Raw genomic sequence first — 22,330 nt, 5'->3', positions numbered from 1 at the left:
CCCCGGGAGAGGGCTGGGGTGAGGGAAATACCGCACATAGCCACCCGCTCGTTACCCGCGAGCACCCTTCATCAGGTCGCGCTTCATATCGATGATATTCTGGTAATCCGCGACGCTGGCGGCGCCGATGTGCTGGGCACCGCCCACCGCTTTAACAAAGCAGCTGTGATCTTCTTTATCCAGCTTTTTGATCGCGGCCACCACTTTCGCTTTGAAGTCAGCGGGCAGGTTATTACTCACCAGAATCGGGCCGTTAGGAATCAGCGGCGACTGCCAGATGATGCGGATCTGCTTCATCAGATCCGGGTGATCCATACGAATCAGACGACCAAAGGCCCCCGAGGTATAGCCACTGTTGTAATCGCCAATCAGCGACGTCCAGGTCACCGCGCCGTCGAACTGGCCGTTCAGCACGCCGAGGATGTCCTGCTCGTGGCCACCGGAAAACGTCACGCTGGAGAAGGTATTGTTGTACTTATCATCCACCGTACCGCCAAACTCTTTCTTAAAGGCCTGATTCGGCATCAGGAAGCCGGAGGTGGAATCCGGATCGGCCATGCCAAACGATTTACCTTTCAGATCTTCCAGCTTCTTATACGGGCTGTCGGCTTTGACGATCACCACCGAGTGGTAGCCTTTCGAGCCATCTTTGTCGTCCACCACGATACCGACGATATCCACGGCCTTCGGGTTTTGCAGATAGACCGAGGCGTAAGACGCTGGCGACATGCTCAGCACCATATCGATCTTGTTGCCCAGCAGTCCCTGAATCACGCCGGCATAGTCAGACGAGTTGCGCAGTTGCGTATCCACGCCCAGCTCTTTATCGAAGAAGGTCTTCACGCACTGGTTATCGCCAATCTGCTGGGTGGCGTTCTGCCCGCCCAGAATTCCCAGGTTCAGCTGTTTCGGTGCATCCGCTGCGTTAACGCCAAAAGCCATCAGAGCGCCTGTCAGTAAAGCTAAAGCAGTCAGTTTCATTGTGAGATTTTCTCTTGCCGTGGGAGTTAGTGGAGCTGGTTAATTTCGTCGCCGTACAGCGCATGCAGCAGGCTGTCGGTCAACTGAGCAGGATGGCCGTCAAACAGCACTTTGCCGCGCTGGATGCCGATCACCCGGGTGCAATACTGCTGCACCAGTTCAATCGAGTGCAGGTTGACCATCACGCTGATGCCCTGCTCGCTCACCTGGCGCAGCACATCCATGATGCGTTTGGTATTTTTAGGATCGAGCGACGCCACCGGCTCGTCGGCCAGCAGGATTTTCGGGCGCTGCATCAGCGCGCGGCAGATGGCGACGCGCTGCATCTGGCCGCCGGACAGATTCTCCGCCCGCTGCAGCGCCTGCGGCAGCATGTTCATCCACTGCAGCAGTTCAATGGCCTGCGCACGGTCGGTGTCGGAGAAGATTTTGAAAAAGGATTTCAGCGTTGAGGTCTGGCTGAGCCGGCCCAGCAGCACGTTGGTCAGCACGTCGAGGCGCGGCACCAGGCAGAAGTCCTGAAAGATCATGCCGCACTCGCTGCGCCATTCGCGCATCTGCCGGCTGTTGAGCGTCACCACATCGCGGTCCGCCTCGCCGTGACGCATGCTGAGAATCGCGCCTTCGCTGCTGGCAATGGTGCCGTTCAGCATATGCAGCAGGGTCGATTTGCCTGCGCCCGAGCGGCCGATTACCGCCACCAGCTCGCCGGCATGCAGATCGAAACTGACATCATCCAGCACGCGGTTATCACCGAAGGCTTTGCACAGCCCCTGCACCGACAGCACCTTGTCGCCATGGCGCTGGGCAGGATGTGCATTGTCGACGACGGTTTTGAGTAGTGCCTGTGCCATGTTGCGCTCCATCTCTTCTGAGGTGTTGATTGCCCGTTATTACGGACACTGGCGATGAAGGTCTGATGACAGAACCATGATTAAACGGTGACAGCGTCGCGCAAACCGACAGCAATCTGCTGGCCGTCGAACGGTACGCTGACGTTTTCGGGTAACCCATTGTCCAGCAACCAGTTATCCATCTCATGTGACAGGTGCACCAGCCATGCCTGACGCGGAGCCAGCCGGGCCACGATGTGCAGTGCGCGGGTGACGTCGTTGTGATTACCCACCGCGGCGCGCGGCGCATCGTTGCAGTCGATCACCAGCTGATCAAGCGGCTGGCCCTGCAGGAAATCGGCGGTGTCCGGCGGCAAACCACAGGTGTCGCACAGCCACGCCAGCCGCGTGCCATGCCAGTCGAACAGGTAGCCGTAAGTCAGCCGCGAATGCTGCAGTGGCAGCGCCGTCACCTGCAGGGTGCCGAAGCTGTGCGCGACAAAAGGCGTCAGCGCCGGGCGAAACGCCAGCAGGCCGGGATGCTTAAACAGATCGTCGCAGCCCTTTTCATCCGGCGGTGCCCACACCGGAATCGGCGCGCCCCGGCCCCAGCGCAGACTGAACAGGCCGGCCACGTGATCCATGTGGAAATGCGTTAGCAGAATGCGGCTCAGCTCACCGGGCTGGAAGCGCTGATGCAGATCGGGCAGACCGGCATCGAGCAGGATGCGCTCGCGACCGGTGTCGATCAGCGCGCTGGTGGCGTGACGCGCATAGCGTGGCTGCTGCCGGGCGCGTTCACAGGCGCGACAGTCGCAGCCGAACAGCGGCGCGGCCTGCACGCCGCCCGTACCGAAAAAGGTCAGATTCATGGCGGATGCTCCAGTAACTGGCGCAGCTGATGGAGCGTGTCGATCAGCGCGCCGTCGTTGTTGAGCGCGTGGCAGTGGGCGGGCAGCGGTTCTGCCGCACGCGCCAGCCGTCGCTGAATGTCAGCTTCACTTTCGCGTCCGCGCTGGCGCAGCCGTGCCGCCAGCACGGCCGGCGAGACCTGCAGCACCAGCGGCAGCAGCTGCTCGCCATAGTGCTGGCGCACGACTGGCAGATGCAGACGTGAACCGTTGACCAGCACGTTAAGACCGCGCGCCAGCCAGTGGTCAATCTCCTCGCCGAGCGCGTAGCTCAGGTCGTGTGCGCGCCAGCTGATGGCGAACAGGCCGAGCGCTTCCCGCCGACGGAATTCGGCTTCGCTCAGCGCCACGTGGTTTTCACCGCCGGCATCGGCCGGCCGCGTGATATAGCGATGGGCGATCACCAGCTTGTCCGGCGGCGCCTCGCGCAGCGCGTTCAGCAGGCTGTCTTTACCCGAGCCCGAGGGCCCGGTCAGCCAGATGAGGCGCGCCATCAGAACACCAGCCTGCCCTGTGACCAGACGTGGCGAATGTGCACATGACCGTGATCGGTGTGTGCCAGCACCAGATCGGCGCGCAGCCCTTCCGCAATCGTGCCGCGATCGTGCAGGCCAATCGCCTGTGCCGGGTTACGCGTGACCAGCGCCGCCGCCTGCGGTAGCGTCAGCGCATTACGCTCGTCGGCCACCAGGCGGAATACCGCATCCAGCAGGCTGGCCGGATAGTAATCTGACGAGAGGATGTCCAGCAGGCCGTGGCTGGCCAGCTGCCACGCCGCGACATTGCCGGAGTGCGATCCGCCGCGCACGATATTTGGCGCGCCCATCAGCACCCGCATGCCGCAGTCGCGCGAGGCGCGTGCCGCTTCCAGCGTGGTGGGAAACTCGGCAATGGCGCTGCCCACCGCGTGTGACTCCGCGACGTGCGCCGCCGTGGCATCATCGTGGCTTGCAACCGGAATACCGCGCGCCTGGCACAGGCCAGCGATGGCGTTGCGGTTCGGCGTGGAGAATTCGGCAGCCAGCGCCAGCTGTTCGCGCTCAAACTGATCCATCTGCTCATCGTTGAGCTGATATTTGCCCTGATAGTAGGTGCGGTACATCTCCAGCGATGCATACTGGCGCTGGCCGGGTGAATGATCCATCAGCGACACCAGCGACAGCTCCGGGGTGCTCATCAGCGCTTCAAACAGCGGCAGCGTGGTGTGGTGCGGCAGCTCACAGCGCAGGTGCAGCTGGTGGTCGGCGCGGTTGATGCCCTTGCGGTTGCTGTCCTGAATCGCCGTAATCATTTTGCTCAGGTTTTCGAGGCGATGACCGCCGTCGCGCACGTCACCGACGCCGATGGCGTCCAGCACCGTGGTGATGCCGCTGGCGACCATCAGTGCATCGTGGCTACTCATCGCCGAATGCGCTGGCCAGTCGACTTTGGGCCGTGGCGTAAAGAATTTATCGAGGTTGTCGGTATGCAGCTCGACCAGCCCCGGCAGCAAAAACGCGTTCCCGCCGTCCAGCGCGCCTGGCTGCTGACTGCCGCTGTCGCTGAAGCTGGCGATCCGGTCGCCGCGCATCTCCAGCGATCCGCTGACGACCTCATTTTCCAGCACCAGCCGGACATTATTCACGATCATGCCTGTTCTCCTGTGTGCAGCGGCTGCATGACGTGCAGGCGGTCGGCCACCCGGGCGCGCACCGCTTCGTCATGGAAAATACCTACGATAGCGGCGCCGCGGGCGCGCGCCTGTTCAATCAGCTCCACCACCGCCGCGCTGTTAGCGCTGTCGAGTGACGCCGTGGGTTCATCCAGCAGCAGCACCGGATAGTCAGCGATAAAGCCGCGTGCGATGTTGACGCGCTGCTGTTCCCCGCCGGAGAAGGTCGAGGGGGCCAGCGACCACAGGCGCTGCGGCACGTTAAGACGCGTCAGCAGTTCGCGGGCGCGCTGTTCACAGCGGGCGCGTTCGACGCCGCGCTCCAGCAGCGGCTGCATGACGATCTCCAGCGTCGGTACGCGCGGAATCACGCGCAGAAACTGGCTGACCCAGCCGACGGTGTCACGGCGGATCGCCAGCATCTGACGCGCCGGTGCCTGTGCCAGATCGACCCACTGGCCGTGATGCTGCAGCCAGATGTGGCCACTGTTGGCCTGATAGTTACCGTACAGCGCACGCAGCAGCGTGGATTTACCGCTGCCGGAGCGCCCGTGCAGCACCACGCATTCGCCGGCGGCCACCTCAAGGCTGGCGTGCTGCAGCACCGGCAGCTCGGCGCTGTTCTGGTTGTGCAGCACAAAGGTTTTGCTGAGATTCTCTACGCGCAAAATGGGTTGCATGTTGATGTCCTGATAATGATTCGTGCAGCCGCACGTAACCGTAGCGGCGCGATTTATCGCGCATTTAACAGCAACGCTCGCTGTTCAACTGGGCGCAATAAATTGCGCCGCTACGATTGGTGCACACCTCATGAGTAGGGCGCATTAATGCGCACCGCCAGCGTGTTCTATGCCAGCACCGATGAAACCAGCAGCTGGGTGTACGGATGGTGCGGATCGTCGAGCACCCGGTCGGTGAGTCCGCTCTCCACCACTTTGCCCTGCTTCATTACCAGCAGGCGGTGCGCCAGCAAACGCGCGACGCCGAGATCGTGGGTGACGATAATCACCGCCAGATTCAGTTCGCGTACCAGCGTGCGCAGCAGATCCAGCAGGCGCGCCTGCACCGAGACATCCAGCCCGCCGGTCGGCTCATCCATAAACACCAGCGTCGGCTGCGTTACCAGGTTGCGCGCAATCTGCAAACGCTGCTGCATGCCGCCGGAAAAGGTGGTGGGCAGATCGTCGATGCGGTTGGCCGGAATTTCGACGTCCTGCAGCCAGCGCAGCGCCTCGTTACGGATGTCGCCGTAATGACGCTGTCCAATCGCCATCAGACGCTCACCAATATTGCCGCCCGCCGTCACCTGCGGACGCAGGCCATCCAGCGGATGCTGATGCACCACGCCCCACTCGGTGCGCAGCAGCCGCCGGCGCTCGCTCTCGCTGAGCTGATACAGATCGCGGCCGCGGTAAAGAATGTTGCCCTGCTGTGGCGCCAGACGCGCCGACAGGCTGCGCAGCAGCGTGGTTTTCCCCGAGCCGGATTCACCGACAATCCCCAGCACCTCTCCGGGATAGAGCGCAAAACTGACGTCTTCAAAACCTTTGCCCGGCGCGTAGAGGTGCGTCAGGTTATTGACCGCGAGCAGCGGCTGTTCACTGTGCATGCTGTTGTTCCTGCTGCTGGTGGCAAAAATCGGTATCGGAGCAGACAAACATGCGCGTACCGGCATCATCCATCACCACTTCGTCGAGATAGCTGTGGCGCGAACCGCACAGCGCACAGGGGTGTTCCCAGCTCTGCACGCTGAACGGGTGATCGTCGAAATCAAGACTTTCCACTTTGGTGTAGGGCGGCAGCGCATAAATGCGTTTTTCACGTCCGGCACCAAACAGCTGCAGCGCCGGCATCATGTGCATCTTCGGGTTGTCGAATTTGGGAATCGGCGACGGATCCATCACATAGCGATCGTTAACCTTCACCGGATAGGCATAGGTGGTGGCGATATGGCCGTAGCGGGCGATATCTTCATACAGCTTGACCTGCATGATGCCGTACTCCTCCAGCGCATGCATGGTGCGGGTTTCCGTCTCACGCGGCTCAATAAAGCGCAGCGGCTCCGGGATCGGCACCTGGAAAATCAGCACCTGATCCTCTTCAAGCGGCGTCTCCGGAATGCGGTGCCGCGTCTGGATCAGCGTGGCGTCTTTGGTAGCTTCGGTGGTTGCCGCCCCGCTGACGCGCTGGAAGAAGCGCCGGATAGAGACCGCGTTGGTGGTGTCATCCGCGCCCTGATCGATCACTTTCAGCACGTCGCTGTCGCCTATAATGCTGGCGGTGATCTGGATGCCGCCGGTGCCCCAGCCATACGGCATCGGCATTTCGCGGCCGGCAAACGGCACCTGATAGCCAGGGATCGCGACCGCTTTCAGAATGGCGCGGCGGATGGTGCGTTTGGTCTGCTCATCCAGGTAGCCGTTGTTGTAGCCGGTTAACTCACTCATCATTCTGCTCCTGATGCTGTTGGCGCAGCCGCTGCAGCAGCTCCAGCTCCGCCTGGAAATCCACGTAGTGCGGCAGTTTCAGGTGCGAGACAAAGCCGGCGGCTTCGACGTTATCGGCGTGCGACAGTACGAACTCTTCGTCCTGCGCCGGCCCGGCAATGCGCTCCTGATACTCGGGTGCCTGCAGCGCACGGTCCACCAGCGCCATCGCCATCGCCTTTCGCTCTGCGCGTCCGAACACCAGACCATAGCCGCGGGTAAAGTGCGGCGCGCTGTCGCCCTGGGTGGTGAAGCCGTTGACCATTTCGCATTCGGTCAGCAGGATCTCGCCAATTTCAATCTCAAAACCCAGCTCTTCGGGGCAGATCGACACGCTGAGATAGCCGGTGCGGATTTCACCGGCAAACGGGTGGTTGCGGCCATAGCCGCGCTGGGTCGAATAGCCAAGCGCCAGCAGAAACCCCTCGTCGCCGCGCACCAGCTGCTGTAAGCGGGCGGCGCGTGACGCCGGATAACCCGGCGGCTGGCGCGTGATGTCACACGGCTCGCTGCCGTCATCCTCTTCACGCGCAGCCAGCCCTTCACGCGTCATCATGCTGAACACATGCGGGCAACGCTGCGCCAGCGCCTGATCGTCACGCGCGGCGGCCGGCGTTTCGCCGTTGGCCAGCAGGGTAAAATCCAGCAGGCGGTGGCTGTAGTCATAGGTCGGGCCCAGCACCTGGCCACCGGGCAGATCTTTGTAAACCGCCGAGATGCGGCGCTCGATGCGCATTTCCGCGGTTTCCAGCGCCAGGCTGTCCGCGAGGCGCGGCAGCGTGGTGCGGTAGGCGCGCAGCAGGAAAATCGCCTCGACCAAATCACCACTGGCCTGTTTGATGGCTAAGGCCGCCAGCTGTGTGTCAAAGATGCCGCCTTCGGTCATCACCCGGTCCACCGCCAGCCCCAGCTGTTGCGCCACCTGGTCGCAGCCCAGCTCCGCCACGCTGCGATCGCCACGGCGCAGATCGGCCTGCAGCTGATGGGCGCTGGCAATCGCCTTTTCGCCCCCTTTCACGGCTACATACATCAGCACACCTCCACGTCGGTGGTGCGTGGCAGCGCCATCATCGCTTCACCGCAGGTGAAAATCAGATCCACCCCCTGCGGGAACGGATGCGGGCGCTCACGCAGATAGGTCAGAATGGCGGCCGGCAGCTGCGGCGCGATGGCGCGCGGCTCACGCAGGCCGGGCCCGGAGAGGCGCAGCGTCAGTCCGCCGTTGAGCGACGGCACTTCGACAATCAGCGTGGTGCTCTTCTCAGGGGACAGATTGTCACCGGCGGCGAAGCAGGCGGGATCGGGATTGGCCGCCGCGTGGGTCAGCGCAAACGGGGCATCGCGCTCATCGACAATCGGTACGCCGGTGTGAAAGCGCAGGTTGCTGCGCAGGATATCGCTGTCCACGCGGCGATCCAGCCACAGCGCGCTCTCCTGATCGACCAGCGTCAGCAGCACCGCCGTTGCGGCCGGGGAGAGATCGCCCCAGCCCTGCGCCAGCGGCAGCGAGACCATCACGCCCGGCTCGCTCATCGCTTTGAGAATGCGGCGGAAGGAGCGCTGGGCGTCGGCAACCGGATGGTTAAAACTTGCCAGTAATGTCATTCGTTATCTCCGCGAACCAGCGTAAAGAAATCCACTTTGGAGCTGGCGATCTCCCGCGCGCGCAGCTGGCGCTGCTCTTCACGCAGTGCCGCCAGCGGGGCAATAATTTTTTCCTGCAGCAGCGCCTGGGTTTCCGGCTGTTGCAGCAGCGCATCAATCAGCGCGCAGCGTTCGGCATGCGCCTTATCGCGCCCCAGCACATAGCTAAAACCCAGCGTGCCGTCGTGCAGTCTGATCACCGCGCGGGTGACGGTGGCATCGCCCATGACGAAGCGTTTCCCGCTGCCGCCCATGCGCGCCTGCAGACGGGTTAAACCGGTTTCCGCCGGGCGCAGGCGCTCGAAGGCGGGTGTAAGCTGTAGCGACTGCCAGTGGCTGGCCAGCGCGCTGGCTTCACTGTGCGCCAGCACCGAAAGCCAGTGCTGACGGGCGGTTTGCTGTTTCATTGGTGCTCCAGAGTGAGTTCAATCATGTCGCCACGCGTCAGGCTGACGGAGTACTCCGCCACCTGACCGTCCGGCTGTGTATTCAGGGTGCGCACGCACAGCAGCGGCGCGTGCAGCGTAATCTCCAGCTGTTTGCACTCTTTGGCCTGTGCGCGGCGGGTACTGATGCGGGTCTGACGGCGACTCAACTGCAGGCCGAGCTGCTGCTGCATGAAGTCGTGCAGGGAACCGTGCTGGAACGTCTGCAGCGCCGGCCACCAGCACAGGTCGGGCAGATAGTGGTTGATCACGCACACCGGCACGCCGTTGACGCGGCGCAGGGTGCGTAAGTGAATGACGCTGGCGCCCTCGTCACTGCCCAGCGCGGCGGCCACGTCGCTGCTGGCCGGACGCAGTACCGCCAGCAGCCGTTCGCTGGTGGGATGACTGCCCTGCTCCAGCAGGTTCTGGCTAAAGCGCGCCTGGGCATGCAGCGGGTAGTCGTACGGGCGCATCAGCACCAGGATGCCGACGCCATGGCGCCGCTGCAGCAGGCCTTTGTTCACCAGCTCATCTACGGCCCGGCGCAGCGTGTGGCGATTGACGGCGTAGTGATCGGCCAGCTGCTGTTCTGACGGCAGATAATCGCCGCAGCGATAGCGCTCCTGCAGCGCCTGCTCCAGCTGGGCGGCAACCGCCTGATAGACAGTGGTCGGATGTCTGGATATCTCCATCACGCTCAATACCTCATTCGCTTCAGGTTGAGGGGCGCAGCGGAAGAGGCTGCGGAATGGCGACTACAGTGCGGGAGACAGATGACAGTGCCGTGACGGCTCAGTGACGTACGGATGAATTTGCTTTAAGGCAGCAGGATGGCAGCCAGACGGCGACCAATTCAATAAAATCCACTTAACTGTTACCTTTGTGACTAAGCGCAAAAAAATCGCGTGCAGTTTCACGCCTTTAACGCTTCCCTTACCGGATGCAGGCTGCGTAAATTCTGCTAATTTAATCAGTAAGCCCTGCCCGGAGCGCGAAACCTTAAAATGATAAACACCTTCAAACTTTCGCACGGTTTTCGCCGCAATTTTTTGCGCGAAGTGATCCTGCCGCTGGTGGCGATTTTGCTGCTGACTTTTCTCGGTGCCGGTTTCGGCCTGTTCTGGAGCACCTCGGCCACCAACCATGAGGCGCGCGAGCAGCAGCAGCGGATGATCGCTGCCTCGTTCAATCAGAGCCTGAGTGAACATCTGCGCCAGCTGCGCAGCCTGACGCGCTGGTCCCCGCTCGCCGATCAACTGGCGCAGCCGCAGCCGGACAGCGACTGGCTGAACCAAAACGTCGGTAGCTGGCTGTACGATATGTTTGATCATCAGCTTATTGTGCTGCTTGACCGCACCAATCAGCCGACCGCCGTGTGGCGCAACGGCCAGCCGGTGGCGGATCTGCGCATCGGGCCGTACCTGCGCGATCTGTTGCAGACGCCACTGGTGCAAAGCAGTGATGAGGTACCCGGTCCGGCCGACCGCGCGGATTTTGTGCGCATCGGCCAGCGTGCGGCAGCGCTGGCGGTGGGCGATATCAGCACCACGCGCGAGGCCGGGCGCTACCGGCTGGTGAGTATTAAGTTTCTTGATGATGGCTATCTGCGCAACTTGTCTGAACGCAGTCAGCTGCGGCAGCTCTTCTTTAGCGATGGCGTACCGCAGAACGACCGCAAAGCACGCTATCCGCTGACCTCGCGTCAGGGCGATATCGTCGGCTACCTCAGCTGGGATCCGGACAAGCCGGGCGCGCAGATGTTGCGTACCCTCGGCCCTTCCACGCTGATTTCGGTGCTGCTGATCACCCTGCTGTGTCTGTTTATGGTGCGGCGCATCTGGACTTCCTCGCTCGATTTATCGCAGTCGCTGCTGAAGCTCGGGGCCAGCGAGGCGCAGGCGCAACATCTGGCGTTTCACGATGTGCTGACCGGGCTGCCGAACCGGGCGCTGGTTGAAGATCGGCTGACTCAGGCACTGGCCGCCGCGACGCGTCACGACCAGCGCGTGGCGTTGCTGCTGCTGGATCTGGATCGCTTCAAAATCATTAACGATACCTGGGGCCATCACGCTGGCGATGATCTGATTATCGAGGTGGCGCGCCGCCTGAGTCACCTGGTGCGCGCCAGCGATACCGTCGGGCGTATTGGCGGCGATGAATTTATCATCGTGATGCCGGAAGTAGAGAATATCGGTCAGGTGCAGGCGCTGGCGCAGCGCATCATCACCGCGCTGGGCGAGCCGTATCAGCTGGTGGGCAACGAACTGTGGGTTGGCGTCAGCATTGGCCTGGCGCTGGCACCCCGCGATGGCATTGACCGGCTGGAGCTGATGCGCAAAGCCGACATAGCGCTGTACGAGGCGAAAAATGGCGGACGCGGTCAGTATCGCCAGTTTGAAAAGGTGATGGATGAATCGCTGCGTACGCGGCAGCAGATAGCGGCGGATCTGCGTCAGGCGCTGGTCACGTACGACGGTCTGGCGGTGTGGTATCAGCCGCTGATGGAGATCAGCGGCCAGCGGATTGTCGGACTGGAAGCGCTGCTGCGCTGGCATCATCCGCAGCGCGGCGATGTGTCGCCTGCGGACTTTATCGCCATCGCCGAAGAGACCGGCATGATTATTCCGCTGGGCGAATGGGTGCTGCGCGAGGCCTGCAAAACCGCCCTGAAGTTACCGCAGGTGATTGTGGCGGTGAACGTTTCGCCGGTGCAGTTCCGCGCCAGCGGGTTTGTCGAACGCATGATTGAGATTGTGCAGTCGGAAGGTGCCGATCCGCAGCGGCTGGAGCTGGAAATCACCGAAGGCGTGTTGATTGAGGATGAACACGAAGCGCGCAACAGCATTATCGCGCTGCGCGACGCCGGGTTCCGTATCGCGCTGGATGATTTCGGCACCGGCTATTCGAGCCTGAATTATCTCAGCACGTTTCCGGTCGACAAGATTAAAATCGACCGGTCGTTTACCCAGTCGCTGGGCGTGGCGGAGAACTCCACCGCGATTGTCGAATCCGTGGTGCGCCTCGGCCACGCCATGGGCCTGACCGTCACCGCCGAAGGCGTCGAAACCGAGGGCCAGAAAAACGCGCTGGCCGATGCCGGGTGTAATGAGCTGCAGGGATATTTGTTCAGCCGGGCGGTGCCGTTGAGCGAGATTGAGCGGATGGTGTGAGGGGAGTACGGCGTTCAATTCGTTTGTTTTTGTCCTGGTGCGCATAAATGCGCACCCTACAAAATCTTGTACCGTCCTGTGGGTTTGCCATTTACGGCGACCAAACACAACCCCGCGCCGTTCGATGGGGTCGCCATTTATGACGACCTGGTAAAAACCCGCACTCATCTAAAATTATCCTGGTGCGCATAAATGCGCACCCTACAAAACCTTGTACCGTCCTGTGGGTTTGCCATTTACGGCGACCAAATAAAACCCTGCGCCGTTCGATGGGGTCGCCATTTATGACGACCTGGTAAAAACCCGCACTCATCTAAAATTATCCTGGTGCGCATAAATGCGCACCCTACAAAACCTTTTACCGTCCTGTGGTTTTGCCATTTACGACGACCAAACACAATCCCTACCCTGTAGGGTCGCCATTTATGGCGACCTGGTAAAAACCCGCACTCATCTAAAAATAACCCATTCATCGCACTCTGAATATCTGGAATGTAACTCCCAACGTTCCCCTCTTCTAATGGCTTTCCGCAAATAAAAGGAGCACATTCTTTTTGCACAAGGAGGTCATAATGAAAAATCGCCAATATCCCCGCCTGAAGCATTATAATTATCGTTCGGCAGGCGCCTATTTTTTAACGCTGGTGTGTCATCAGCGTCGCTCCTTATTTGGCGATATACATCATGGCATAATGATAGCCTCGCCTTTAGGGAATATCGTTATCTCCGCCTGGAACGAGGTTCCGCGCCGGACGCGTTTCGCCACGCTTGATACATTTGCGCTGATGCCCAATCACTTCCATGCCATCCTGTGGTTACAGGAACGTAATGAACGATCCATCAATCAAATAATTAATTTGTTTAAAGGCGGCGTCACGCGCCAGGCAGGGTATCAAATCTGGCAACGCAGCTTCTACGATCGCGTTATCCGCAATGAAAACGAATTACTGCATATACGGCAATATATTATAGATAATGCAAAACAGTGGGAATCAGACCGATTGTATATTTCAGGTGCGCATTAACGCGCACCCTACAGTGAAACAGTAAATATGTAGCCCGGCGTTATCCCGGGCATAAACAGGACAGCGCGCTAACCCTTGCTGTGCAGCAACTGGCTGGCGGTGTCGCTAATCACCTGCGCCATGCCGCGGTCGCCCTTCGCCATTGACGACATAAAAGCTTTGGCCTGCTTAAGTGTGATATGCGGCGGCAGCGGGGCCACTTCCGGATCGGTTTTCACCTCCAGCACTACCGGTCGGGTGGCGCTGAGCGCCTGCTGCCACGCCGCCGCCAGATCCTCCGGCCGGTCGACATAGATGCCCTGCAAACCGAGGCTGTCGGCAAAGCGCGCATACTGCACATCCGGCAGCTGCTGCGAAGCTTCAAAGCGTGGATTGCCTTCCATTACCCGCTGTTCCCAGGTGACCTGATTGAGATCCTGATTATTGAACACGCAGACAATCAGGCGCGGATCGGCCCACTGCTGCCAGTATTTCTGAATGGTGATCAGCTCGGCCAGGTTGTTCATCTGCATCGCCCCGTCGCCCACCAGCGCCACCACTGGCTGAGTGGGAAAGGCAAATTTCGCGGCGATGGCAAACGGGACGGCGGCCCCCATGCAAGCCAGCCCACCCGACAGCGTGGCGCGCTGGCCCTGCTTCACCCGATAATCGCGCGCAAACCAGTTGGCGCAGGAGCCGGAGTCCGAGGTGACAATTGCATCTTCCGGCAGCTGCGGGGACATCTCCCACACCACACGCTGCGGATTGACCGGGTTGGCGGGCGCCATGGCGCGCTGTTCCATCAACGTCCACCAGTCACGCACCTGCACCGCGATCTCCTCCTGCCAGTGGCGATCCGCTTTATGGGTCAGTAACGGCAGCAGCGCGCGCAGGGTTTCTGCCGCGTCGCCGTGCAGGTTGACCTCGCACGGATAGCGCAGCCCCAGCATCGCCGGATCGATATCGATTTGTACCGCGCGCACTTTACCTTCCGGCGGCAGAAACTCGGTCCACGGAAAACCGCTGCCAATCATCAGTAAAGTGTCGCAATTCTGCATCAGCTCCCACGACGGTTTGGTGCCGAGCAGGCCGATCGAACCGGTGACAAAAGGTGCATCGTCCGGCAGCACGTCTTTGCCCAGCAGCGCTTTGGCTACGCCCGCGCCGAGCACATTGGCAATTTGCACCACTTCAACCGCAGCACCGCGCGCACCGGCGCCAATCAATATCGCAACTTTCTTGCCGGCGTTAAGTACCTCAGCGGCACGGCGCAAATCCTCGTCGTAGGGCACAATCTTCGGCCGCTGATAGCCCGGCCCGGAATGGGTAAATCCGTGCGCATGCTGCGGTGGCTGCCAGTTCTCATCCTGCAGATCTTTCGGCAGGATGATCACCGCGACGCCGTTCTGCGCTTTGGCAATGCGCACGCCGCGATCGACAAGATGCTGAACCTGCGCCGGGGCTGCCGCTTCCTGCACAAAGTTCGCCACATCGGCGAAGATGCGGTCTAAATTCATCTCCTGCTGGTAGCTGGCACCGCGCGCGGTGGTTTCCGCCTGGCCAGCAATCGCCAGCACCGGCGCGTGATCCATTTTGGCATCATACAGGCCGGTCAGCAGATGGGTGGCACCGGGGCCGCCGGTCGACAGACAGACGCCGAGCTCACCGGTAAATTTGGCGTGACCGGCAGCCATAAAAGCCGCCATCTCTTCATGTCGCACCTGAATAAATTCGATGCCTGCACCGGCTTTATTGGCCCGCTGGATAGCGCCCAGCACGCCGTTGATGCCATCGCCCGGATAGCCATAAATGCGCGTGACGCCCCATGCCTGCAGGCGTTCAACAAAGAAATCGCTGGTTTTCTTGCTCATGACGGGCTCTCCCTTAGACGTTTGCAATAAACGTTAAGGGTAGCCGACGAAATGGAATGTGACAGATTACGCCTGTTCGGCGACGTTCGCCGCGTCTGGCTTAGAAATCACCGCCGTTACGCTTAGTTAACCCAGCGCAGGCGAGGCCAGCGCAAAGGTCTGAGGCCCGTTCGGTGCCGCCCGCCACGCTGTGCCGTGTACCATCGCGAAAGGCGCATCGACCTGCGCCAGCCCAAGGTTGAGCAGCCACGCGCCGAGCCGGGCATCGGGCGTGTCCAGCCGGACAAACTGCTGCGTCAGATCCTGCATCAGCTGCGACACCAGCGCCTGCGCCGCCGCAACATCGTCAGCAATCACCGGGCCGATGGTCCAGCCGTGCCCAAAGCGGCGGCGACTGGCAAACCCCTGCAACCTGCCCTGTGCATCCTGCAGCACCACGCTTTGCGCCAGCAGCTGCTGGTGCAGACGCGTTCGCCGCAGCCCGTTCGCCTGATAATCCAGTGCGTCGATGGCGGCGGCATCCGCCTCAACGGCCGGCCGCAGCGTCAGGCCATCCGGTACGATTACCGCAGGCTGCTGCGCCAGCGCGCGCGTCTGGTGCTGCGCCACGCGATCGCAGGCCTGGAAGCCGAGCTTCTCATACAGCACCTGCCCCATATCGGTGGCGTGCAGCCGCACGTTGCAGCCGGAGAATTTTTCCAGCATTGCCTGCATCACCTGGCGGCCAATACCGCGTCCGCGCGCCTGTTCGCTCACAATCACCAGACCAATAGTGGCGGCATCCGCTCCCCAGCGCCAGCCAATCGCCCCGCCGAGATAGTCGCCCTGCGCCTCAACCACCACGCCTTCACCCAGGGCGATGAGCTGCTGCCAGTCTTCGCGGCGGTGCGCCCAGCCCAGTTGCTGAGTCAGGCGATAACCCGCTTCGGCGTCCGCGAGGGTCATGGCGCGCAATATCGTATTCATTCTGTTCTCCCTGAGAGGCGTTCTGCCCGCCAGCTTGCCACGTCCGTTTGGGGAAGCAAATAAAAAAGGCCCGCACCGGGCCAGAGAGGAAACTCAGATTTGGAAATCGATGGCGGGTTCGTCGTCGGTTTCGTAAGAGAGCGCCTGCCGTTTGATCTCTTCCAGTGACAGGTTAGCGTTACACAGTTCAAGGAACTGCCAGACGTAGTTGCGCTGGAGCTGGCCGCGCTTCAGCCCGAGCCACACGGTGTTGGCATCAAACAGATGGTGAGCATCGATCTTCACCAGGTCTTCGCCATCGTAAATATCGCACGCCTGATCGGCGAGGATACCGACGCCCAGCCCGAGTTCGACATAGGTTTTCACTACGTCAGAATCCTGCGCGCTGAGCACGATATCCGGGCGGAGGCCAGCAGCCTGGAAGGCGCGGTCCACGCGCGAGCGACCGGTAATCCCCTGACGATAGGTGATCAGCGGATGGCGGCTGAGGCTGGCGAGCGTGACCGGCTGATTCGCCAGCAGCTCGTGATCGTGCGGTACCAGCAGCGAGTGGTGCCAGCTGAACCACGGGAACGCCGCCAGGCTGGTGTTATTCACCAGCTGCTCCGAGGCTATGCCGACATCGGCCTCACCGGCCAGCAGCATGGCGACGATCTCCTGCGGTGAACCCTGATTGAGTTCCAGCCGCACGTTGGGATAGAGCTGGCGAAACGCTTTGATGACGCGCGGCAGGCTATAGCGCGCCTGGGTGTGCGTGGTGGCGATGGTCAGCACGCCGCTGGTCTCATTGGTAAACACATCCGCAAGGCGGCGCACTTTGCCGGCCTCATCAAGGATGCGTTCAGCAATGGTCAGCAGCGCTTTGCCCGGTTCGGTCATGCCTAACAGCCGCTTGCCACGACGAATGAAGATTTCCACGCCCAGTTCATCTTCCAGATCGCGAATATGCCGGCTCACCCCCGATTGTGAGGTAAACAACGTATTGGCGACTTCTGTCAGGTTGAATTCGCAACGGGCTGCTTCGCGTATAATTTTAAGTTGCTGGAAATTCACACCCTTTTCTCCTGTTTCCTGCCCCTGTTTCATCCATGTTATGAAGTTGGTGTGATTGCAACAAATAATAAAAAACTGTGTGTTATGCGGAATAGTAATAAGCGTGGGGTTGGGGATGGGTGCGCTTTGCCGCCCTCACCCCTGCCCTCACCCATGAGGAGAGAGCGGATCGCGCGAGATTGAGATGGCGTGCCGGGATAGATGGCCGCGCCAGACGGTTCCCTCTCCCGCGGGCGGGAGAGGGTTAGGGTGAGGGGAAAAACCTCTCTCTATCACCCCACTAACATCAGCTCGCGCTCTTCCACCATCGGCTTATTCAGCAGCGACAGCAGAATATTTTTGACCGCCTGCGCCGATGGCGACAGCGGCAGGCGCGCTGAGACGTTCAGCGACAGCGGCAGATTCAGCGACGGACTGTTAATGCGTGCCATCCACGCATGCGTTGAACTCACCAGCGCGCGTGCCGCCGATTCCGGCAGTACGGTAACGCCCATGCCGCTCGACACCGCCGCGGTTAAAGTTGAGATCGACTCAATTTCACCGATGATTTTCGCACTCAGGCGACGCAGCGAGAACGCTTCGTCCACGCGTTTGCGCACGGCGCTGTAGTCACGCGGCAGGAACAGGTTCATCTGTGCCACGTCAGCCAGATCCACCGTAGCACCCGGACAGGCCGTCGCCCCTACCAGATACAGCTCCTCTTTCATCAGCGGAATGCTGTTGATGCCGGCAGTCGGCGCGCGATCGTACAGCACGGCCATATCCAGCTGGCCATTCATCACTTTCTCATTGAGTGAAGTGCCGCTGTTCTCGTGCAGATAGACCAGCACATCAGGATATTGCTCGCGCACCGTTTGCAGCAGCGGCATGGTGAGCGAAGAGGCTGCCGTGCCCGGCGCGAGGCCAATCGATACCTGACCATTGAGCGCCTGGCCAGCGTTGATTACCGCTGTCTGCGCCTGTTCGCACTGGCGCAGGATGGTGCGTGCGTGAGCATAAAGAATTTTACCGGCTTCGGTTGGCGTTACGCCGCGCTTGGTGCGGATCAGCAACTGCTGGTCGAGTTCGTTCTCCAGCGTCGCCACCTGTTGGCTGAGTGCAGGTTGTGCGATATGCAGGACTTCTGCTGCCTGCGTCAGGCTGCCGATATCGACGATTTTTACAAAGTATTTCAGTCGTCTTAAGTTCATATTGCCTCCGTCACGGATCCCCGAATGCCCAAATGATGAGTTCTCAGCCTGCTGGCTTGTGACAAAGAAATTGCAATATGCAGGCCAGGTTTGATCTTTACCCGGCGGGCACTGACCAGAATTTTCCTAACGAACGGGAAAATAAGCGTTTCTGATTACCCCGAATGGGTTAATAAGTGCCGCACATGACCCATAACGTTTATCCGCAGGCGATGACGCACCCTGATGGTGCAGCATTTGCGAGGCAGATGTGCAAAAAAGTGATGACTGCGCGTGCTGCTGTGGTGCAAAACGGGCAGAAAATGCACGGATTGCGGGGGCAGAAAGGAGAATAAAGAGAAATTGCGCGGTGGCTATCAGTGGGAAAACTTATTGTGTCTGACGATGCCGGCAGCCCGGCAGCGTGCAATTACCGCCTTAACCCTGCTCCTCTCCCGGAAGAGAGGAGCAGAACGGGTTAGCGTTTTTTGCGGTTGCGGTGCATATCAATTGAAACCGCCGCCACGATGATCATCCCTTTGATGATGTCCTGCACGTAAGCATCGACGCCAACAAAGGTAAAGCCACTTTTGATTAAACCGAGGATCACTGCGCCGATCAGCGTGCCGGTAATCCGCCCGACGCCGCCCATCAGGCTGCTGCCACCGATAACTGCGGCGGCGATGGCGTCGAGTTCATACGCCATGCCCATGCTCGACTGGCCGCTGCTGACGCGCGCCGCCAGCACCACTCCCGCCAGACCCGAGAGCGCCCCGGCGATGGTATACACGATGATCAGGTATTTATTAACGTTGATGCCCGACACTTTGGCGGAGGTCATGTTGCCGCCAATCGCATAGACATATTTGCCGTAGCGGGTGTGTTTGAGTGCGATGTGGAACAGGAAGGCGACCACCAGGAAGATAATCACCGGCATCGCGCCCTGACCGATGGAGGTGAAACCGTCCGACAGGAAGCTGATCGGGTTGCCCTGGGTATAATATTGTGCCAGACCGCGCGCCGACACCATCATACCGAGCGTGGCGATAAACGGCGGAATGCCGGTTTTGGTGATCAATACGCCGTTGACCACGCCGCACAGCAGGCCGACGCCGATGCCCGCGACGATCGGGATGGCGGCGGGCAGATTGACCAGTGACGGATACATCGGCGACAGGCTGTCAGACGTCTGCGCCAGGCTGGCGGCAACCACCGCCGTCAGGGCGATAACCGAACCCGACGACAGGTCGATACCGGTAGTAATAATGACCTGGGTGACGCCGACGGCGATAATACCGATGATCGCTACCTGCAGCACAATCAGCACTAAACGGTTGGTGTTGAGCAAAAATGACTGGTCACGCACGTACCAGCCGGCTATTTCAAAAATCAGCGCAATGCCTAACATCACGACAAAGATGCCGGTGTCTTTCGGCAGTTTATGGCGCAGATTGCCGAAGAAAGAACTCTGTTCGGTGGCCTGCGGGGCCGTTACTTTTACGTTACTCATAGGGGTCTCGTGCCTCACTCGGATGCCAACGACAAAATGGTTTCCTGGTCGGCCTCTTCTTTATCGAGGATGCCGGTTATACGTCCGCCGTGCATCACCATCACCCGGTCGCTCATGCCGAGAATCTCCGGCAGCTCAGAGGACACCATGATGATGGCCACGCCACGGTTAGCCAGTTCACTGATCAGGCGGTAGATTTCGGCTTTGGCGCCAACATCAATGCCGCGGGTTGGTTCATCGAGGATCAGAATCTTCGGTTGCGCCAGCAGCCAGCGCGCAATCAGCACCTTCTGCTGGTTACCGCCGCTGAGGTTATTGATGATCTGATCCATGGTCGGCGTTTTAATATTGAGTTTGCGGATCTGCTCCATGCAGTCCTGCGCCATCTTCATGTGGCTAACGAAACCGCTTTTGCCGATGTAATCGGGCATATTGACGATGCTCATGTTCTCCAGCACTGACAACACCAGAAACAGCCCGGACTTTTTGCGATCTTCGGTGAGGAACGCCATGCCCTTCTCAATCGCCGTTGACGGCGAATCGATTTTCACCGGCACACCATCAATCAGCACTTCACCGCTGTCGAAGCTTTCCATGCCGAACAGGCTCTCCATCACCTCGCTGCGTCCGGCCCCCACCAGCCCGGCCACGCCGAGGATCTCGCCTTTGCGCACGCTGAAGCTGACATCGGTAAAGCGGTCTTTGCAGGTCAGATTGCGCACCGTCAGCACTTCTTCGCCGATGGCACTGTTGAATTTAGGGAACAGCTGCGTCAGTTCGCGTCCCACCATCTGGGTGATCAGCGACTGACGGGTAAAGGCGGTGGTGCTGTTGCTGCCGACCCAGGTGCCGTCGCGGAAGATGCTGATCTCATCGGTGATGGCAAAAATTTCATCCATTTTATGGCTGATATAGATGATGGCTTTGCCCTGGGCACGCAGGTCGCGGATGATGGTGAACAGATGCGCCACTTCAGTTTCCGTCAGCGCCGAGGTAGGTTCATCCATAATCACGATGTCGGAGTTCCACGACACCGCTTTGGCAATTTCCACCATCTGCTGGGACGCAATGCTGAGCTCGCCGACCAGCCGATCGGCTTTCAGACGGATATTCAGCTTGTTAAGCAGTTCCTGCGTCTGCTGATTGAGCTTGCCGTGATCGACAAAGCCGTATTTCATCGGTTCACGACCGAGCCAGATATTCTCCGCCACGGTCATGTAAGGCACCAGATTCAGCTCCTGGTGAATCATGGAAATGCCGGAACGCAGCGCGTCCATGGTGTCCTGAAACTGCACTGGCTCCCCTTTAATGCGGATGGTGCCCTTATCGGGACGATACATCCCGATAAGGCATTTCATTAAAGTGGATTTGCCCGCGCCATTTTCACCCATCAGGGCATGTACCGACCCCGGCTTAATACGCAGTGAGACATTGTCGAGTGCCTTCACTCCGGGGAAGAACTTGCTGATGCCTTCGGCTTCAAGCGCAAAAGCGGTCATACATCACCTCCGTACGGCTTAAGGGGGAGCGATTATTTCTGGTTACGGTTTTCGAACTGCGTCATGTTGTCTTTGGTGATCAGCTGGTAAGGGATGTTGATGATTTTTTCCACTTTTTCGCCGTTCGCCAGTTTCACCGCAGTCTGTACGGCACCTTCGCCCTGACCTTTCGCATCCTGGAATACGGTGGCAACCATTTTGCCATTCTTCAGCATTTGCAGCGCATCAGGCGTACCGTCCACGCCGGCAATCAGGATGTGGTTCGGGTTTTTACCCAGCGCCTGCAGCGCACCAATCGCCATTTCATCGTTGTTTGAGGCAATAGCCTGGATATCGTCACCGGCGGTCATCCAGTTGCTCACCACGTCTACCGCATCGTTACGCGTAAACTTGGCGGTTTGCTTCTGTACCACCTTAATGCCCGGATATTTGGCGACCACCGCTTCGACGCCTTTAGTACGGTCACGGGTTGATTCGTTCGCCAGGTCGCCCATCAGGATCGCCACGTTGCCTTTGCCGTTCATCGCTTTGGCCAGTGCTTCCATCTGCAGACGGCCCGCCAGTTCAGAGTCGGAGCCGACGTACGCCATCTTGTCGGTCAGCTGACCCGCCGGTTTGCGGTTGACGAATACCAGTGGAATACCGGCTTTGGTCGCGGCATCCATGATCGGCTTCACCGCGTTAGTATCGACCGGGTTAACGACGATGGCGTCGACGCCCTGGCCGATGAAGTTTTGTACCTGCTGCAGCTGCTGAGAGACGTCGCCTTTGGCATCTTCCACCTGGCCTTTCACGTTGTCTTTTTGCATCTCTTTTTGCATGGCTGTGCGCAGGATGGTGAGGAAGTTGTCATCAAACAGCGCCATAGAAACGCCCAGCTGGATATCTTTTGCCATCACAGCGGCAGGTAACATGCAAGCTAACAGGGAAGTCACTAACGCTTTTTTGAATTTCATAGGTAACCCTTCTTATTTGTTAACGTGCTCAGGTTGGCTGAGTCCGCGAATGAAAAATATCTTTTACATTCACTCAACGTCGCTGGCGTTTTTTTTCTGTTCGTAGAGGTAAGGCTTCTGGTCTGACGCTATCGGTACCGTGCTGCTCCTTTTTTCAACATCTTCCTTATCAATATGTTACTTTCGCAAGAAGCGTTG

General features: G+C 59.7%; 22 protein-coding genes. 3 read left to right on the top strand and 19 right to left on the bottom strand.

The window, feature by feature from the left end:
• Positions 1 to 51: 51 nt before the first annotated feature.
• From phnD to phnF, 12 genes are all read right to left on the bottom strand, one after another.
• Positions 52 to 981, bottom strand: coding sequence for a phosphonate ABC transporter substrate-binding protein (gene phnD, locus C1Y42_RS08085; RefSeq protein WP_031280167.1), 930 nt, complete (start codon positions 979 to 981; stop codon positions 52 to 54).
• A 26-nt stretch (positions 982 to 1,007) separates the two neighbouring features.
• Positions 1,008 to 1,835, bottom strand: a complete 828-nt coding sequence (gene phnC, locus C1Y42_RS08080) for a phosphonate ABC transporter ATP-binding protein (RefSeq protein WP_021509805.1) — start codon at positions 1,833 to 1,835, stop codon at positions 1,008 to 1,010.
• An 80-nt stretch (positions 1,836 to 1,915) separates the two neighbouring features.
• Complete coding sequence (phnP, locus tag C1Y42_RS08075) at positions 1,916 to 2,686, bottom strand: phosphonate metabolism protein PhnP (RefSeq protein ID WP_104093160.1); 771 nt, start codon at positions 2,684 to 2,686, stop codon at positions 1,916 to 1,918.
• Positions 2,683 to 3,219 carry a ribose 1,5-bisphosphokinase gene (gene phnN / locus C1Y42_RS08070; protein ID WP_104093159.1) on the bottom strand — a complete coding sequence of 179 codons (537 nt, stop codon included), beginning with the start codon at positions 3,217 to 3,219 and terminating at the stop codon, positions 2,683 to 2,685. Before phnN ends, phnP begins: the two co-directional genes overlap by 4 nt.
• On the bottom strand, positions 3,219 to 4,355 hold the full coding sequence (gene phnM, locus C1Y42_RS08065; protein WP_058774782.1) for an alpha-D-ribose 1-methylphosphonate 5-triphosphate diphosphatase: 1,137 nt from the start codon (positions 4,353 to 4,355) through the stop codon (positions 3,219 to 3,221). Before phnM ends, phnN begins: the two co-directional genes overlap by 1 nt.
• Positions 4,352 to 5,056, bottom strand: coding sequence for a phosphonate C-P lyase system protein PhnL (gene phnL, locus C1Y42_RS08060; RefSeq protein ID WP_021509801.1), 705 nt, complete (start codon positions 5,054 to 5,056; stop codon positions 4,352 to 4,354). Before phnL ends, phnM begins: the two co-directional genes overlap by 4 nt.
• Before the next feature lie 167 nt (positions 5,057 to 5,223).
• On the bottom strand, positions 5,224 to 5,985 hold the full coding sequence (phnK, locus tag C1Y42_RS08055; RefSeq protein ID WP_021509800.1) for a phosphonate C-P lyase system protein PhnK: 762 nt from the start codon (positions 5,983 to 5,985) through the stop codon (positions 5,224 to 5,226).
• Entirely contained in the window at positions 5,975 to 6,823 is an 849-nt protein-coding gene (locus C1Y42_RS08050) for an alpha-D-ribose 1-methylphosphonate 5-phosphate C-P-lyase PhnJ (protein WP_058782061.1), read from the bottom strand. Before C1Y42_RS08050 ends, phnK begins: the two co-directional genes overlap by 11 nt.
• The gene (locus tag C1Y42_RS08045; protein WP_021509798.1) at positions 6,816 to 7,892 is read right to left on the bottom strand and encodes a carbon-phosphorus lyase complex subunit PhnI; all 1,077 of its coding nucleotides are present in this window, start codon (positions 7,890 to 7,892) and stop codon (positions 6,816 to 6,818) included. The genes C1Y42_RS08050 and C1Y42_RS08045 overlap by 8 nt, the downstream gene beginning before the upstream one ends.
• Positions 7,892 to 8,467 (bottom strand): phosphonate C-P lyase system protein PhnH, encoded by a 576-nt coding sequence (gene phnH, locus C1Y42_RS08040; protein ID WP_104093157.1) that lies wholly within the window; start codon positions 8,465 to 8,467, stop codon positions 7,892 to 7,894. Before phnH ends, C1Y42_RS08045 begins: the two co-directional genes overlap by 1 nt.
• Entirely contained in the window at positions 8,464 to 8,913 is a 450-nt protein-coding gene (gene phnG, locus C1Y42_RS08035) for a phosphonate C-P lyase system protein PhnG (RefSeq protein WP_058757348.1), read from the bottom strand. The genes phnH and phnG overlap by 4 nt, the downstream gene beginning before the upstream one ends.
• Complete coding sequence (gene phnF, locus C1Y42_RS08030) at positions 8,910 to 9,626, bottom strand: phosphonate metabolism transcriptional regulator PhnF (RefSeq protein ID WP_059012653.1); 717 nt, start codon at positions 9,624 to 9,626, stop codon at positions 8,910 to 8,912. The genes phnG and phnF overlap by 4 nt, the downstream gene beginning before the upstream one ends.
• 312 nt (positions 9,627 to 9,938) lie before the next feature.
• Between phnF and C1Y42_RS08025 the strand changes: the two genes are divergently transcribed.
• A complete protein-coding gene (locus C1Y42_RS08025) occupies positions 9,939 to 12,104 on the top strand; it encodes a bifunctional diguanylate cyclase/phosphodiesterase (RefSeq protein ID WP_104093156.1) in 2,166 nt (721 codons plus the stop codon).
• Between the two features lie 572 nt (positions 12,105 to 12,676).
• Positions 12,677 to 13,129 (top strand): transposase, encoded by a 453-nt coding sequence (locus C1Y42_RS08020; protein WP_104093155.1) that lies wholly within the window; start codon positions 12,677 to 12,679, stop codon positions 13,127 to 13,129.
• Positions 13,130 to 13,197: 68 nt separating this feature from the next.
• Here C1Y42_RS08020 and C1Y42_RS08015 read toward each other — a convergent pair whose 3' ends face one another.
• The 4 genes from C1Y42_RS08015 to nac all read right to left on the bottom strand — a co-directional run bounded on the left by C1Y42_RS08015 (position 13,198) and on the right by nac (position 18,188).
• Positions 13,198 to 14,979 (bottom strand): thiamine pyrophosphate-requiring protein, encoded by a 1,782-nt coding sequence (locus C1Y42_RS08015; RefSeq protein WP_104093154.1) that lies wholly within the window; start codon positions 14,977 to 14,979, stop codon positions 13,198 to 13,200.
• A gap of 126 nt (positions 14,980 to 15,105) precedes the next feature.
• On the bottom strand, positions 15,106 to 15,945 hold the full coding sequence (locus tag C1Y42_RS08010; protein ID WP_104093153.1) for a GNAT family N-acetyltransferase: 840 nt from the start codon (positions 15,943 to 15,945) through the stop codon (positions 15,106 to 15,108).
• Positions 15,946 to 16,038: 93 nt separating this feature from the next.
• A complete protein-coding gene (cbl, locus tag C1Y42_RS08005; protein ID WP_021509789.1) occupies positions 16,039 to 16,998 on the bottom strand; it encodes an HTH-type transcriptional regulator Cbl in 960 nt (319 codons plus the stop codon).
• A 272-nt stretch (positions 16,999 to 17,270) separates the two neighbouring features.
• The gene (gene nac / locus C1Y42_RS08000; protein WP_058757341.1) at positions 17,271 to 18,188 is read right to left on the bottom strand and encodes a nitrogen assimilation transcriptional regulator NAC; all 918 of its coding nucleotides are present in this window, start codon (positions 18,186 to 18,188) and stop codon (positions 17,271 to 17,273) included.
• Between the two features lie 185 nt (positions 18,189 to 18,373).
• Here nac and C1Y42_RS23555 point away from each other — a divergent pair, with 185 nt between their 5' ends.
• The gene (locus C1Y42_RS23555) at positions 18,374 to 18,523 is read left to right on the top strand and encodes a hypothetical protein (protein WP_158251395.1); all 150 of its coding nucleotides are present in this window, start codon (positions 18,374 to 18,376) and stop codon (positions 18,521 to 18,523) included.
• A 122-nt stretch (positions 18,524 to 18,645) separates the two neighbouring features.
• On the opposite strand, the gene C1Y42_RS07995 is transcribed toward C1Y42_RS23555, so the two are convergent.
• From C1Y42_RS07995 to C1Y42_RS07985, 3 genes are read right to left on the bottom strand one after another with little or no spacing between them, the layout of a single operon-like run.
• Positions 18,646 to 19,677 (bottom strand): ABC transporter permease, encoded by a 1,032-nt coding sequence (locus C1Y42_RS07995; RefSeq protein WP_058777949.1) that lies wholly within the window; start codon positions 19,675 to 19,677, stop codon positions 18,646 to 18,648.
• A gap of 14 nt (positions 19,678 to 19,691) precedes the next feature.
• Complete coding sequence (locus tag C1Y42_RS07990; RefSeq protein ID WP_021509786.1) at positions 19,692 to 21,176, bottom strand: sugar ABC transporter ATP-binding protein; 1,485 nt, start codon at positions 21,174 to 21,176, stop codon at positions 19,692 to 19,694.
• A 32-nt stretch (positions 21,177 to 21,208) separates the two neighbouring features.
• Positions 21,209 to 22,132 (bottom strand): sugar ABC transporter substrate-binding protein, encoded by a 924-nt coding sequence (locus tag C1Y42_RS07985; RefSeq protein WP_104093152.1) that lies wholly within the window; start codon positions 22,130 to 22,132, stop codon positions 21,209 to 21,211.
• Positions 22,133 to 22,330 lie beyond the last annotated feature (198 nt).

Source organism: Pantoea sp. ICBG 985 (assembly GCF_002928365.1).
Taxonomy (GTDB): domain Bacteria; phylum Pseudomonadota; class Gammaproteobacteria; order Enterobacterales; family Enterobacteriaceae; genus Pantoea; species Pantoea dispersa.
Note: the sequence above shows the minus strand (reverse complement) of the source record. Positions and strands in the feature narration are given on the sequence as shown.